Below are 13,498 nucleotides of genomic sequence, written 5' to 3'. Positions count from 1 at the left end.
GGTTCAGGCGGGGAGGCGCTCGAGGAATTCGCAGACCAGCTGCAGGGTCCGCTCGGTCGCTTCGGTCTGGGGAAAGTGTCGGCAGTTATCCAGCAATACACAGCGGCATGGCCCAGGCACCTTTCGCTCGATGACCCGCAGTTGCTCGGGCGTGGCGTAGTGGTCTTCGCGACCCTGAATGACCAGCAGCGGCCTTTCGATAAAAGCCAGCTGCGCTTCGAGATCGTCCAGGGAAAAGTCCGGGTGCAACCAACTGTCGCTCCAACCGTGAAAAGCGCCATCGACATTTGCCCCATGGTGGCGTGCCAGGCGTTCGCGCAATTCACCCTGATGCCAAACCTCGGTGGTATGGCGAATGCCATCGAGGCTCTCGGTCTCGACAATCACGTGAGGCGCCAGTGCAATGCTGCCCAACACGCGTGGATCGTTGGCGGCGGCATAGGCAAGGACGATGGATGCGCCGTCACTGTGACCGAGCAAGACCACTTGTGGCAGTTGCAAGGCATCGAGCAATTGCCGCAGTTCACGAGGGCCGTCGCTGCTCAGGTAGTTCAGCGGACGCGGCAGGGTTACCGGACTCGATTGCCCATAACCCTGACGGCTGTAAGTGACCACACCGCAACCGCTGGCCTGGGCCAGGCGCAGGGGGAAGTCTTTCCATTGGTCGGCGCTGCCGAGGCCTTCGTGCAACAGCACCAGCGTCGGTCGCGACAGGTCAGCCGGAGGCAGTTGGCGATATTCCAGGCGCAGCGGCCCAAGTTGCAAAAATTGTTGTGGCGACATGTTGAATCAACGATTGAACAAGATTGCTCGAAGGTTACCGTAAACGTAACCCTGCATGCAGCACCACGCTTTGCTTGAGGTACAGAAAACATGCGCCATCTCGATGTTCAGGTGATCGACCAGGCACTGCAATGGGCTCGCGCCGGGCGGGCCCAATGGCTGTGCACGGTGCTCTCCACCTATGGCTCCGCACCGCGTGCGCCGGGTGCGATGCTGGTGGCCAATGGCACGGGCGAACACGTTGGCTCGCTGTCGGGTGGCTGCGTCGAAGAGGAGTTTCTCGAAAGCCTGACGCGCGGTGAATTACGCGAACCGGCGCAGATCGTCAGTTATGGCGACAGCGTCGAGCAACGCCACCGTCTACGATTGCCCTGTGGGGGCGTCCTGATCGTGCTGGTCGAGCACCGCGCTGCTAGTCTCGAATGGATCGTACACCTGGAGAGTCTGCAAGCGGCGTTACTCGGCCAGCGCCGTCTGCTGCGTCACGTCGAGCTGAGCAGCGGTGCCTTGCGCCTGGACCCAGACACCGGACACGGCAGCGAGCGGGTGCAAGTCGTCGACGAAAGGGTGCGCATCAGCGTTGGCCCGGCGTTACGACTGATTCTGGCGGGGCTCTCGCCTGTCGCTGAAGTCTGCGCCAGCTTTGCCCGCGCCATCGGCTGCGAAGTCATCGCCTGCGACCCCCGGGAAGAGATGCTGCATGTACATCTCGAAGGTGTGGAGATGCAACGTGTGCTGCCCTCAATGTTCATTGCCGCCGGAGGTTGCCATGCAGCGACCGCGGTGGTGGCGCTGACTCACGATCCGCGAATCGATGATCTGGCACTGATGGAAGCGGTCCACACCCCGGCCTTTTACATCGGTGCCATGGGTTCTCAGGCAACCTCGGCCAAGCGCGCCGAGCGGCTCAAGCGCATCGGTGGTCTGACGGATGAACAGATTGCCCGTTTGCATATGCCCATCGGCCTCGATCTGGGCAGCAAGGCCCCGGCGGAAATCGCTCTGGCGGTGGTGGCCGATATCCTGCGCGTTTATCACGGGAAAGAACGCCATGCCTTGTAAGGCGGTTTTTCCGATGAGCGTGGGGGCTGCGAAAGTCGAGGTTGACGCTCGGTCATTCGCGCGCGATAGTAGCCCGCCAAGTGTTGCTGAACCATTGAGCGATCGCCGGGGTCCAGAACAGATAGAAGCTACGGTGATCCTTCATTATGGCCGATAACAATATCGCTTCAAGCGAACGGAGGAATCTGATGTCGATTGCCCAACGGGTTTTCCACGGCAGGTTTGGTCGGGTCGCCTTGCTGAATATGGATCGTTCGCTGGTCACCCACACCCATTCCGAATGCCATGTGCTGGTCAAGGTGTCCGGTGAAGACACTTACTTCAACGTCAACGGTCGGCGGGTTCCGCTCAGCGATCGCACGGCGGTGTTGGTCAACGCCTGGGAGCCGCATTTCTACGATCCGCAGCCGGGTGTCGGTGCCACCGTAATTCTGGCGCTCTACATCGAGTCCGCCTGGCTGGCCACTGCCCAGCAGTCGCTGGCGCTCAGCGGTCGGCGGGACTTTTTTGCCCAGTCGTGCATCGAGCTGTCGAGTCGTAATCGCACCTTGGCCGACATACTGGTCGCCGAAGCGCATGGCTGCGGGATCGTGCCGAAAGAGCGCATGGAATTCATGCTTTTCGACTTCCTGATCGAACTGATCGAGGACTTTTCCAGCTGGCGGCATTTGTCGCTACTGGGTGCGCCGAACTCAGGTGAGTTCCGGGACGCGCGCGTGCGCCGTGGCACCGCCTGGTTGCTTGAGCACCTCGATGATCCGAACCCGATCGACAATGCCGCGCGGGCTTGTGGGCTGTCGCGGGCGCACTTCTTTACGCTGTTCAAGAAGGATACCGGCATGACGCCGACCCTGTTGCTTAACGATGCGCGCATGCGCCGGGCTTTTGCCTGGCTTGAGCATGAGCGCAGTGGAACCTTGGGCCTGTTGTCGGAGAACCTCGGGTTCTCCGAGCAAGGTCATTTCACGCGGTTTTTCCAGCAACACATCGGCGCCTCTCCCAGCCAGTACCGAAGGGTAGTGGATAGTTATGCGGAGAGTTGAACCGAGAGGAGAGCGGAGGTATAGGGCAATGCGCCCGCCGATGAAGTGAGTCTTTCATCTTGAAAGTTAGCGGCTTGTATAGGCTACGAAAGTTGTAAAGTCTACTCATCGAGGCCGTAGTTCAGTTCGCTGATTTAAAACTTGATCCATAAGTAGGCGATCAGGCATTTCTTCAGGGCGAATTCGGCTCTAAGTTATTTTGTGGTCATGAATGCTTTCTTGTGTCAAACAAGTAGCCGTTTGTTCGAGTTTGGCCCAGAGCTAAATCGGGCTATGTCAATTTCCCGCCATTATCCATCCTCTAACGCCATGAAGTTTACTCAACTCTTTCACGACTCGGGCCGCGTCCTGCTTCTGTTTATACGGGCCGATGACGACAAAGTTGTTTTCTTTACGCGCTACCGACAACCCCAGCTGCTGAATGGCTTTTCTGGCGCGATGGCGGCTTGGTGTGTTCAACGCAATTTCGATCACCCACAGACCGGATGAAGGCGTTGCTGAAGCGGCTTTTGCAGCGTGGGAAATGAAGCCGCCGCAGGCCAAACACGGGCGTTCTAGCGTGATTAGCGATCCTCGCACGGTGTGAAAGACGTGCCATTGCGGATCAACGGCTTTTTTGCTGGCGAAGAGTGCCAAGAGCAGGCAGAGGTAAAAGTGATCAGACCGCTAAGGATAATCGGCCATTTGTGTGCCTGTATGGGCAATGAAGGCAGCGTAAATACTGATGCTTCGTCTGGCTTTTCGATCGAAAACCGTACGGCGTCAGCCTCCGTTGAATCGGGTATGCGGTATTCGTTTTTCGCAAAAGGCGCGAGCCCGTAGGAATGTTTTGTACTGAGCTCTGTCGCAACTTTATTAGCAGTGTCATCGAGTAGTTGTTCGAACTTTTTCACTTTTTGCTGGATGTATGAATTGTCGACGTTATTTTGACAAATGGGTCCCGTGGACGTGTAGGTCCATAGTAGTGCTGATAGTTGCCCCAAAACGCCAGTAACCAGGAAGCCCAAGCCAAGCTTTCGCACAGCGGCCATCTCCAAATCAAGTGAATAGTTATTTATCCCATTTCTTTCTGATAAGCGGGGTTCTATTGTTGATCCTGGGAGGGTCTGAATTCTCGAGCGCGTCAGTGTGCCCAAGAGCCAAAACTGGTTGGCTGCTATTTTGTTGTTTGAAAGAACATCGAGCATGCACTTTATAGACTGTTGGTTGACGAAAAAGGCTCAGGTGATCGAAAATTTACCATATCAGATGGATTGGTTGGCGACCCCTTAAAACAAAACTTGTATTTAAGCTGGATATCGTGGGCAGAGTGCATTGACCAAGATTCAAGCCATGCCTGCGCGCTCGGTATAAATGAAAGGATTGTTAGGACGCCCTTTACGGTATGGACCGGCAGAAGCTGCTGAATCTTTGGTCACCCTTTCAAACGATGCCGGTGTCCTGAACTACACTTCAGGTGCCACTCTTACCCTGGAGAGTTCCTGGTGAACGCTCAGGATCTTGTGCTACGCCCGCGCCATCATTGTTTGTGTGGACGATAAAAAAACCGCGACACGCATTGTCGAAAGTACGCGGCACTACTGCCCGCAAGTGAAATTGCTGGTGCGCGCTTTTGACCGCGAACATGCGCTGGAACTGGTCAAACACGACGCCGACTATATCGTGCGGGAAACCTCTGAGTCGGCCCTGCTGCTCGGCCGTCAGGCGGTGGTGACTCTGGGGGCGTCGGAGCGCGAAGCCGACGCGGTGATCGACGAAGTGCGCAAACGTGATGCCGAACGTTTTGCCTTGGAAACATCGGGCGGCCTGTTTGCCGGACGAGCGTTGGTACTGGGGAACATCGAGCGCATTGATCCGCCAAACCAAGAAGCGCGGGATGCTCAGTGAGCATCATTAGAGCGGCGCACTCCAGTAACAGCACGGCCGTGAGGCCCGTCTGTTGTAACGCAGCAAACCAACCGGCGTATCAATTCGCTTCAGGACGCGGCTGTACTCCGAATTGCGGAACGATGTGAGTACCCAGCTCCTCAATGACTTCCTCAGCAGGGCGTTTTCCGTATTTGAGATTCAGGATAACATGGTCCACTCCGATTTCCTCAAGCGACTCGAGCAAAAACCGGAGATGGTAGCGTCCAAGTTTGAACCCCAAATGAATGCGAGTGGGCGGCGTAGACGGGTTCTCATCGAGGTCGATGTAGAGCGACTGAGTGAAGGGCTTATAGACGGGGCCACATTGCTTCATGACCTCCTGCCGCCAATCTTCCACGATCATTCGCTGCATGTTCGGTATACGTGGATAGTTGATCCATCCGACGCTTTCGCGCGCGATCCAATCCAGTGACTGGCGACTATTCCCAGTCACGAGCATTGGAATGACTTGGGTAGTGGGTTTCGGAATGAGGTCTGCGCCCCGCATCTCTCCACCGCTCCAGCGAATGGGCTCAAAGCTGGTGCTGTGGGCTCTGCGAATCACCTCGTAGTGCTCCCGAAAGATTTCTCCGCGCCTTTCGGGATCGACGCCAAAAGCCGAAAACTCCACTGGGCGATCGCCGGAAGCTACCCCCAGTATCAAGCGACCTTCGCTCAACTGATCAACGCTGGCTGATGCCTTGGCCGTGTGCAGAGGATGGTGTATAGGGAGGGCAATGGATGCGGTGCCAAGCGCTATCTCCGACGTATGAGCAGCCATGTAGCCCAGGTAAACCCAAGGGTCGAACAGTTGGCCAACATCGCCGAAGCTAGGGTCCCGAAGAGGCACGTCGCGAAACCAGAGTGCGCAGAAGCCCAGAGCCTCCGCTCGTTTGGCCAATTCGACCTGGTTGAGCATGCTCGGAATGTCCCCACCGAAGGCCTCCAAAGGGAAGAACAATCCCAGGCTCAAATGACCCGGAGTGAAGGTTCGGCTGAACCCTCGATGCTGCTGATAAGGAATCGTGCTCGGCAGATACATTCTAATCTTCCTCAATGGGAGAACCACGCAATAGAAGTGCAACGAGCTGCTGCGAACCATTGCGAACTCGATCGTAAAGCCTGCCCGATTGTAGACCTGCAAGCAGGTTTCTCAGCCATGCTGGTCGCCGGAAACGGGCATCAAACTCGTCTGCGATGGGATGTAGGTTCAATTCCCAAACCCTGAATCGAACCCGTGTCCGCACGGTAGTTCAAACGGTGGGCTCGGCGGCTGCGTCATTGTCGGCGGCGGGGTCGGTGAGCCGCCGAATCGTCAGTGCACAGCGTTGCTCAATCAAGGTATTGATTTGCTCAACCACGACATTGCCAGCAAAACTTTGTCCGGGGTCAAACTGGAGCTTGCGCGCCGTGGCGGGCAGTAGTTTTGTCAGGTCCAAATGCGCCGTTTGGCCTGCGTCAGTTTCTCGGCGGTCTCCAGCCGTGTATACACCAAACGCCTCTGGTCATCCACCGCGTCGCAACTCTCTGACACCCCGGCCCAGCTTGCGGCGCAACAGGGCCCGCAGGCTCACCCCATCCGAGTACCCGACCTGTGCGGCGACTTGGTCGACGCTCGCGTTTCCGGTGCGCAAGAGATGGACGGCATGCTCCACGCGCAGGTCCTGGAAATACGACAACGGTGTCTTGCCCAAAACGCTTTGCAGCCGCCGCGCCAAGGTGCGCTCGCTTGTGCCCGCGGCGCTGGCCGCCTCGGCCAGCGAGAACCCCTTCGCGAGCTGACTTCTGGCCCAGCACTCGAAGCGCTCCACCATCGGGTCGGCATGCGCAAGGTGGTCGGGAATAACGAACTCGGCTTGCGAACTGCGTGCCTCGACCAGCAGATAGCGTGCCACCAGGGCCGCCAGCGCCGGACTGCGCTCCCGGATGATGCGCAAGGCCAGGTCGACGTGGGCCAAAGCGGCACCAGCGGTGGTGAAGCGTGTCGAGTTCACGATCATGCGTGACTCTTCCAGCTTGACGTTCGGATAGCGCTGCCGAAACATCGGCCCCAGCCACCATGACGTCGTCGCACGATGCCCATCAAGCAGGCCGCTCTCTGCAATCAAGAAGCTACCGGAGCAAGCGGCACCTAGGTGCGCGCCAGCGGTGGACCACTGCTGTAGCGCCGCGACCGCGTCGGGCACATCGGGGCGTGTGAGCCGAGCTGAGAGCGTGTCAGGCATCTTGTCGCCAAACGCGGGCACGAGCACGACGTCTGGTTCCGGCACACTACGCGCAGGGACCACGGGGACCGTCAAGCCTTGCGCAGTTCGGATGCGACGCCGCACGCCCACCAGCGTGAGCTCTATGTGCGCGGGAGCCTGTGGCAGCGAGCCCGCCATCGCATTGGCCAAGCCCACTGTGTCGGTGAGCGCCGCAAGCCCCAGATCAAACACGCCATCACAAACAAGGATGTGGAGTTTCATGGCAACAATGATATCAATGTTGTCATTATTGTCTATAGAGATGGCTGTCATGACGACCTAGACTGCAGGCTCGTTGATCCATTCACCTAACCCATTTACCCAAAGGATTACAGTATGACCAAGCTCGCCCTGTTTGTTCGCCTCGAAGCCAAACCCGGCCAGGAGGCTGCGCTTGCCGACTTCCTGGCCAGCGCACTGCCGCTCGCCAACGCCGAGTCCGGCACCACTGCCTGGTTCGCATTGAAGTTTGGCCCTTCGACGTTCGGTGTGTTCGATGCCTTTGCCGATGAGGCAGGTCGCCAAGCACATCTGAACGGCCAGATCGCCGCGGCCTTGATGGCCAACGCCGCGACCTTGCTCAGTTCTCCGCCCAATATCGAGAAGGTCGAACTGCTTGCAGCCAAACTGCCTGCATGACAACCCGGCCTTGACCCAATCAGGTCACGCTGCAGGATGGGGGTCACACGGCCCTACGCAGCGATCCCCCCCCCTCGATTGCACTTGCCCAGGGAGCTACCTTCCACAGCGATTGGGGGGGCAATATTGCAGCCAGAACTTCCAAGCTGCGTCAGCAAGCAGGGGCAACATCAGGGCTAGCTGAGATGTTCCGATTCGTCGGGTAGTTATCGAGAAGTACCGACTGTTTGCAACGTGTCGGTACCGAGAGCCGACTGGGCGAGCCAGATTTCCGGCCCATTGGAAGTCCGCAGTCCGCAAGCGCGGATCGATCGAGCGATTTCTTGAAAATCAACGACCTAGCATCGTGCCGTGCGGGCTAGTGAGGGTTTCTGGGGGGGCGTGCGTAACGATTCGAACTCCTGCAGGGGCTCGGTGGGGTGGAACCCTGCGCCAAACCTATGTAACTCAGCGCCTTACGACCGCTGCAAACTCCTGCGGAAAGGTGCGGAATCCGGCCCTTGATGCCCGCAATCCTACCAGTTCTGCTCTGGTCGGATCACCAACCGAGCGCATCAGACAGGACGCCAGTTCTATTCCCGCTTGCGGAATTGAACCCGCGCCCGCATCCACTCATCCGACGTTCGATCAGGCGGTGACGAACCGCTCCCGAAATGCTCGCCGGACCTGGTCGTAAGGCACAGGGCTGGTGGCGTGCGGGACCAGCGCGCTTCTGTCGCCGATGAGGTAGTTGATCCGGTAGGTGCAGTTTCCGGAGGGGTGCAGCATGCCGCCAATCACCCGGTCGGGATTCAGAACCCGCTCCTGGATCAGGCGGTCCAGCACGCTCTGGACCTGCGGCCCCAAGCCAACGAACATGGCATCTTTCAGTTCTTCGACTTCCGCCGCGAAGTGCTACAGCAGGTACTTCCTCAGCAAGGGGTGCTTGGTCATATCCGGTGAGCCACGGTAATCGTCGTCCTTTTACGAATACCGGATAGCGCAGACATTGATTTTCGTGCGTTAGAGAGGGCCTCGCTGCCCAAAAGCCTCACGCGCAAACTCCAAGAAGCTGCGCAGCTTTGGAGTCATTCTTCGGTCAGGGGCATAGAGGATGTGCATTGCGGTATTCGGCACTGGGTACTGCGGCAACAGACGCACCAGTGTCCCATCGCGCAGTGCATCGCTAACCAACTCTATCGGCTGTAGAACCACACCTAGACCAGCTACAGCCGCTGCCAGCAGTGGATCACCTTGATTGATCGTTAATTTGCTTGTAATAGGAACATCTATACGCCCCTCCGGGCTGTCGAAGCTCCAGTGTGAGCGGCCATCAGAATAGGTAAACCCCAGACACTCCTGCTGCTGTAGATCCCACGGATTGATGATGGGAGGGCGACGTGCAAGATAGGACGGCGCAGCGCATAAAACCATCTGATAGGGCTCCAGTGGCACTGCCTTCAACCCACTGCTCACCAGCTCGCCGATGCGAAATACCGCGTCGTAACCATCATCAACTATATCGACCAGTTCGTTCGATAACGTTAGGTCAACAGACACCTGAGGATACCGAACCATGTATTCCAGCAGGCGTGGCGAAAGCGTGCGAATTCCGAACGTGACCGGCGCGTTGATGCGAAGGCGGCCGCTTGGTGTGCCCCGAGTGAGGGCGGCCAGGCTCTCGGCAGACTGCATGTCTGCAAGGATCAGTTTTGCTCGCGGGTAGAACGCCCTGCCGAAGTCGGTGAGGCTTTGCCTGCGCGTAGTCCGGTGCAGCAGGGAAACACCCAGATGTTGTTCGAGCATTTTCACCTGTTTCCCTACCAATTGAGGGGACAGATTCAGGTCGTCCGCAGCGGCGCTGAATGAACCCAGCTCAACTGTTTTGACGAACGTGGCCATCTGGGTCAGGCGATCCATTATAAACACTCTGTTTCTAGTAATGCGCCATCGTAGGCCTTTATCTAGCGCCAACCAATGACTAAATTTTCGTCACCTTTCGAGTGCCCGGATACCTTCCGGATGTACGTCGGGGCCCATTGATAAACGAGATATCTATGATGGCACGCATTGTCAGAATTCATGAATACGGTGACGCCAGCGTTCTGAAGCTGGAAGATCTGGAAGTATCGGCACCAGCAGCAAACGAGGTGCAAATTAGTGTTAAAGCCATTGGCTTGAACCGAGCCGAAGTGATGTTCCGCAATCACGCATACCTACAAGAAGCGGAGTTCCCCAGCCGCTTAGGCTACGAGGCCGCAGGCATCGTAACGGCAATTGGGAGCGACGTAACCGAGATCACGATTGGTGACTCGGTCGCTCTGATCCCACCTCTGGATATTACTCGCTGGGGCACCTACGGCGAGTTGGCCAATGTACCGGCCCACCTGGTGGTAAAGAGCCCTGAGAACTTGTCCTTTGAAGAGGCTGCGGCGTCTTGGATGCAGTACGTCACCGCCTGGGGGGCATTGATTGAACAGGCGAAGCTACGGCAGGGCGATTTTGTCATCGTTACCGCCGCGTCAAGCAGTGTTGGCTTGGCCGCCTTCCAAATGGCTCGTATGGTCGGCGCCACATCGATTGCGATCACTCGAACTCACGCGAAGAAGCAAGCCCTACTTGATGCAGGCGCTGCGCATGTCATCGTCAGCGATGAAGAGGATATCGTCGAGCGTGTTATGACGATAACTGCCGGTCAAGGCGCTCGCGTTGTATTCGATCCTGTAGGCGGGCCGTCCTTTGAACCTCTCACGCAGAGCATGGCGCGGGGCGGAATTTTGCTGGAGTACGGCGCACTTAGCTCTGAACCGACACCATTCCCACTGTTTACCGTGCTGAGCAAAAGCCTGACTTTGAAGGGCTATCTCTACGCAGAGATTGTGGCCGACCCTGAAGCCCTAGAGAGAGCAAAGGCTTTTATTCTGCAAGGGTTGAAGTCCGGTGCGTTGCGCCCGATCATCGCAAAGACATTCACACTTAGCGACATCCAGGATGCCCATCGTTTCCTTGAAACCAATCAGCAGATCGGCAAGATCGTGGTAACTGTCTGACCAGCAATTATGGGGCTGAGAGCGTAATCCTTCGGCCCCGATTCAAGCCAGCCCTGATGACCGCTTTTGGCCGTAAACAGCCTGCCGAGACCGTCCGCTTTGGGTCGATAGCAGCCCTGCAAGCTGTCCCCGTGGCTGGAATGCCATTCCTAAGTTGTTCATGGAGATTGTTCAGGCAGTCGCAGCCATTACAAGCAGTCGCAGCCATTACAAGCAGACCCTAGGGCGGCTGGATGAATTGCCGTCTGCAGTCGCAACAATTTCGAAAACCTAAGGAAGGTCTGAAGTTGCAGAAACTGTCCGATATTCCCTCAAAGCTGTTGATGGAACGCGAGCGGTAATTGGCCAGTGCATCAGGGAGCTCATGAGGGACGTGAGGCGCTGATTGACAGGGGTGTCGTAGCCATATTGCTTCTATGGCGTTCAACTGTCTAAGTTCGTCACGAGCTGCAAATTCAAGGGCCGCCACGCGCGGGCGACGGCATTACCACTCGTCTGGTCATAGCTCGATTTGTGGAACATACGTTCGTAGAACTAGACAGATGTCCCGTAAGCAGACGAACCCCCCTCATCGTCGCTTGAACAGGAGAGTCTAATGAAGGCCATCGTTTACAACGGGCCACGCGACGTCAGCGTGCAAAATGTCCCAGACGCCAAGATCGAAAAACCTACCGACGCCGTAGTGCGCATCACCACTACCAATATCTGCGGCTCTGACCTGCATATGTACGAGGGCCGCACCTCGATGGAGACGGGACGTGTTTTCGGTCACGAGAACCTCGGAGAAGTCATCGAAGTCGGCGCCGGCGTAGATCGCATCAAGGTAGGTGATCGCGTCTGTTTGCCATTTAATATCGGCTGCGGTTTCTGCGAAAACTGTGAAAAAGGTTTGACCGGTTTCTGCCTCACGGCCAACCCCGGCAGTGTTGGTGCTGCTTACGGGTTTGCCGATATGGGCTCATACCAGGGTGGTCAAGCAGAACTGCTGCGTGTGCCATATGCGGACTTCAATTGCCTGGTGCTGCCAGAGGATGCGCAAGAGAAAGAAAACGACTACGTCATGCTGTCAGACATATTCCCCACCGGATGGCATGCCACTGAACTGGCTGGCCTGATGCCGGGTGAAAGCATCGCCATTTACGGTGCAGGGCCAGTGGGCCTGATGGCAGCTCATGCCGCGATGATCAAAGGCGCCTCGCAAGTGTTCGTGGTCGACAACCATCCGGATCGATTGAAATTGGCCGCGCAGATGGGGGCCACGCCAATCAACTCCCTGGAGAAAGAGGCGGTTGATCAGATCCTCAACCTGACTCACGGCAAAGGCACTGATCGAGGTTGTGAGTGTGTGGGGTACCAGTGCTGTGACAAACACGGCCATGAGGTCAATCACCTGACGATGAACAACCTGGTAGCTTCCACCAAGGCCACGGGTGGCATCGGCGTCGTCGGGGTGTTTGTTCCTCAGGATCCGGGCGCGAAAAATGAACTGGCGAAGGAAGGCAAAATGGCCTTCGATTTCGGCGCGTTCTGGTTCAAGGGCCAGCAGATACGCACCGGGCAAGCCAACGTCAAAGCCTATAACCGCAGGCTTGCGGAGCTGATCCATCACGACCGCGCCAAGCCTTCGCAGATCATCTCTCACAGCCTGAAATTGGCGGAAGGGCCCGATGCGTACAAGCATTTCGATGCGCGAGATGAGGGTTGGACAAAGGTCATTCTGAAGCCGGCAGCCTGATCGAACGGCTGTATGGATCTGACGCCCTGACGATATCGCCGGGCGTCAGCCCAAAGACCCGCCTACTCGCGCTTACAGTATGGCCGCTATGTATTTACCGACCACATACCACCTGTCGTCCGCTCGAAATGCGAGCGCGGTTGTTGCGCAAGATGATCAAGGGAAAAATGGTAAGCGTACTGACTTCGGTGGTCGACCCGCTGCGCTTTCCGGGTGGGGAGATCGTCGACCTTTACAGTCAACGCTGGGAAATTGAGCTGGGCTATCGGGCGATCAAGCAGAGACTGCTGGGCGGCGAATATACCCTGAGAAGCAAGACGCCAGAGATGATCGCTCAAGAGCTATGGGGTGTGCTGCTGGGCTACAACCTTTTGCGCTACCAGATGGTACTGATGTCCAGGCAGTGTTCCGGTGTGTACCCCTGCGAAATGAGTTTCACTGCCTGCAGTTGGGCCATCTTGGGGTTGCTGCATGGCACGTCACTGAACCATCCCGGCAACTTGCCAGGATTTCTGAGAGATTTGCAGGCATCAGCCGCTCGATATGTTTTACCCCATCGGCGACCTGATCGATGGTTCCCACGCGCAGTCGTCGGACATGCTGTCGAAACGACACATAGACGGCACCTCGTGCGAATTGAGACTCGCACGGGTCCCCATGTTCATTGGGGAATCTGCCAGTGATTTACGTTAAATCAATAACCAGGGGTTCACTCGTAGATGAAAGCCCCTCCAGAATGAATGGAGGGGTGGCCTGATCGGCGATAACCGCTTTGAGCAGCTTTCAAACAAGTGTTTCAGTGACGAAGGGCTTGAGCTGGCCAATGAACGTTTTGCCATGTTCGAACCAGGCTTTGCGCACTGCCGACTCGATATATCGTTGGTAGTCCTCCGGGCTTTGGAACCAGCATTCGCCAATCGCGTGAACCGGCCCTACATCCAGGTATGGCACATGGGTATCGGCAGGGTTTTCAGCCACCAACCTAACCTCATATTTATACAGGCTCTAGGGAAGGTCTGAAAAAGACTTCCCGAATCTGGTGAAATACGCCGA

The 13,498-nt window shown here is 57.0% G+C and carries 14 protein-coding genes and 1 pseudogene; 8 read left to right on the top strand and 7 right to left on the bottom strand.

Going from position 1 to position 13,498, the window contains the following annotated elements:
• Positions 1-3: 3 nt before the first annotated feature.
• Positions 4-783 (bottom strand): alpha/beta fold hydrolase, encoded by a 780-nt coding sequence (locus B3729_RS17605; RefSeq protein ID WP_010799152.1) that lies wholly within the window; start codon positions 781-783, stop codon positions 4-6.
• 90 nt (positions 784-873) lie between these two features.
• Here B3729_RS17605 and B3729_RS17600 point away from each other — a divergent pair, with 90 nt between their 5' ends.
• Both B3729_RS17600 and B3729_RS17595 read left to right on the top strand, forming a co-directional pair.
• The gene (locus B3729_RS17600) at positions 874-1,845 is read left to right on the top strand and encodes an XdhC family protein (protein ID WP_010799151.1); all 972 of its coding nucleotides are present in this window, start codon (positions 874-876) and stop codon (positions 1,843-1,845) included.
• A gap of 188 nt (positions 1,846-2,033) precedes the next feature.
• Positions 2,034-2,888 carry a helix-turn-helix transcriptional regulator gene (locus B3729_RS17595; protein WP_286788566.1) on the top strand — a complete coding sequence of 285 codons (855 nt, stop codon included), beginning with the start codon at positions 2,034-2,036 and terminating at the stop codon, positions 2,886-2,888.
• A gap of 276 nt (positions 2,889-3,164) precedes the next feature.
• Here B3729_RS17595 and B3729_RS17590 read toward each other — a convergent pair whose 3' ends face one another.
• Complete coding sequence (locus tag B3729_RS17590) at positions 3,165-3,524, bottom strand: SPOR domain-containing protein (RefSeq protein ID WP_286788565.1); 360 nt, start codon at positions 3,522-3,524, stop codon at positions 3,165-3,167.
• 873 nt (positions 3,525-4,397) lie between these two features.
• Here B3729_RS17590 and B3729_RS17585 point away from each other — a divergent pair.
• A pseudogene (locus B3729_RS17585) lies at positions 4,398-4,775 on the top strand (potassium transporter); the annotation flags it as partial.
• Positions 4,776-4,854: 79 nt separating this feature from the next.
• Here B3729_RS17585 and B3729_RS17580 read toward each other — a convergent pair.
• The 3 genes from B3729_RS17580 to B3729_RS24835 all read right to left on the bottom strand — a co-directional run bounded on the left by B3729_RS17580 (position 4,855) and on the right by B3729_RS24835 (position 6,610).
• Positions 4,855-5,838, bottom strand: coding sequence for an LLM class oxidoreductase (locus tag B3729_RS17580; protein ID WP_219652948.1), 984 nt, complete (start codon positions 5,836-5,838; stop codon positions 4,855-4,857).
• A 211-nt stretch (positions 5,839-6,049) separates the two neighbouring features.
• Positions 6,050-6,235 carry a hypothetical protein gene (locus B3729_RS17575; protein ID WP_037031229.1) on the bottom strand — a complete coding sequence of 62 codons (186 nt, stop codon included), beginning with the start codon at positions 6,233-6,235 and terminating at the stop codon, positions 6,050-6,052.
• A 66-nt stretch (positions 6,236-6,301) separates the two neighbouring features.
• Positions 6,302-6,610: a helix-turn-helix domain-containing protein gene (locus B3729_RS24835; RefSeq protein WP_371106407.1), complete on the bottom strand. Its 309-nt coding sequence runs from the start codon at positions 6,608-6,610 to the stop codon at positions 6,302-6,304.
• 768 nt (positions 6,611-7,378) lie between these two features.
• On the opposite strand from B3729_RS24835, the gene B3729_RS17565 reads away from it, so the two are divergent.
• Positions 7,379-7,681 carry a putative quinol monooxygenase gene (locus B3729_RS17565; protein ID WP_007182542.1) on the top strand — a complete coding sequence of 101 codons (303 nt, stop codon included), beginning with the start codon at positions 7,379-7,381 and terminating at the stop codon, positions 7,679-7,681.
• A gap of 693 nt (positions 7,682-8,374) precedes the next feature.
• Complete coding sequence (locus tag B3729_RS17560) at positions 8,375-8,623, top strand: hypothetical protein (RefSeq protein WP_010799145.1); 249 nt, start codon at positions 8,375-8,377, stop codon at positions 8,621-8,623.
• Positions 8,624-8,683: 60 nt separating this feature from the next.
• Here the strand turns inward: B3729_RS17560 and B3729_RS17555 are convergent, their stop codons facing one another.
• Positions 8,684-9,580, bottom strand: a complete 897-nt coding sequence (locus B3729_RS17555) for a LysR family transcriptional regulator (RefSeq protein WP_196122367.1) — start codon at positions 9,578-9,580, stop codon at positions 8,684-8,686.
• A gap of 140 nt (positions 9,581-9,720) precedes the next feature.
• Between B3729_RS17555 and B3729_RS17550 the strand changes: the two genes are divergently transcribed.
• The 3 genes from B3729_RS17550 (at position 9,721) to B3729_RS17540 (ending at position 13,128) form a co-directional block, all read left to right on the top strand.
• Positions 9,721-10,710: a zinc-dependent alcohol dehydrogenase family protein gene (locus tag B3729_RS17550; protein WP_286788586.1), complete on the top strand. Its 990-nt coding sequence runs from the start codon at positions 9,721-9,723 to the stop codon at positions 10,708-10,710.
• Between the two features lie 595 nt (positions 10,711-11,305).
• The gene (locus tag B3729_RS17545; RefSeq protein ID WP_010799141.1) at positions 11,306-12,445 is read left to right on the top strand and encodes a glutathione-independent formaldehyde dehydrogenase; all 1,140 of its coding nucleotides are present in this window, start codon (positions 11,306-11,308) and stop codon (positions 12,443-12,445) included.
• A complete protein-coding gene (locus B3729_RS17540; RefSeq protein ID WP_218186950.1) occupies positions 12,412-13,128 on the top strand; it encodes a transposase in 717 nt (238 codons plus the stop codon). The genes B3729_RS17545 and B3729_RS17540 overlap by 34 nt, the downstream gene beginning before the upstream one ends.
• 100 nt (positions 13,129-13,228) lie before the next feature.
• Here B3729_RS17540 and B3729_RS17535 read toward each other — a convergent pair whose 3' ends face one another.
• Positions 13,229-13,447: a hypothetical protein gene (locus B3729_RS17535; RefSeq protein WP_084213921.1), complete on the bottom strand. Its 219-nt coding sequence runs from the start codon at positions 13,445-13,447 to the stop codon at positions 13,229-13,231.
• Positions 13,448-13,498 lie beyond the last annotated feature (51 nt).

Origin of the sequence: Pseudomonas sp. UBA3149 (assembly GCF_002364655.1) — a bacterium.
In the GTDB taxonomy this organism is placed as follows: domain Bacteria; phylum Pseudomonadota; class Gammaproteobacteria; order Pseudomonadales; family Pseudomonadaceae; genus Chryseomonas; species Chryseomonas luteola.
Note: the sequence above shows the minus strand (reverse complement) of the source record. Positions and strands in the feature narration are given on the sequence as shown.

Bases quoted from the DNA above. Each gene is read 5' to 3' on its own strand.
- B3729_RS17595 (WP_286788566.1), top strand. From the start codon at position 2,034: ATGTCGATTGCCCAACGGGTTTTCCACGGCAGGTTTGGTCGGGTCGCC.
- B3729_RS24835 (WP_371106407.1), bottom strand. From the start codon at position 6,610: ATGGTGGAGCGCTTCGAGTGCTGGGCCAGAAGTCAGCTCGCGAAGGGG.
- B3729_RS17605 (WP_010799152.1), bottom strand. From the start codon at position 783: ATGTCGCCACAACAATTTTTGCAACTTGGGCCGCTGCGCCTGGAATAT.
- B3729_RS17550 (WP_286788586.1), top strand. From the start codon at position 9,721: ATGGCACGCATTGTCAGAATTCATGAATACGGTGACGCCAGCGTTCTG.
- B3729_RS17545 (WP_010799141.1), top strand. From the start codon at position 11,306: ATGAAGGCCATCGTTTACAACGGGCCACGCGACGTCAGCGTGCAAAAT.
- B3729_RS17555 (WP_196122367.1), bottom strand. From the start codon at position 9,580: ATGGATCGCCTGACCCAGATGGCCACGTTCGTCAAAACAGTTGAGCTG.
- B3729_RS17580 (WP_219652948.1), bottom strand. From the start codon at position 5,838: ATGTATCTGCCGAGCACGATTCCTTATCAGCAGCATCGAGGGTTCAGC.
- B3729_RS17600 (WP_010799151.1), top strand. From the start codon at position 874: ATGCGCCATCTCGATGTTCAGGTGATCGACCAGGCACTGCAATGGGCT.
- B3729_RS17565 (WP_007182542.1), top strand. From the start codon at position 7,379: ATGACCAAGCTCGCCCTGTTTGTTCGCCTCGAAGCCAAACCCGGCCAG.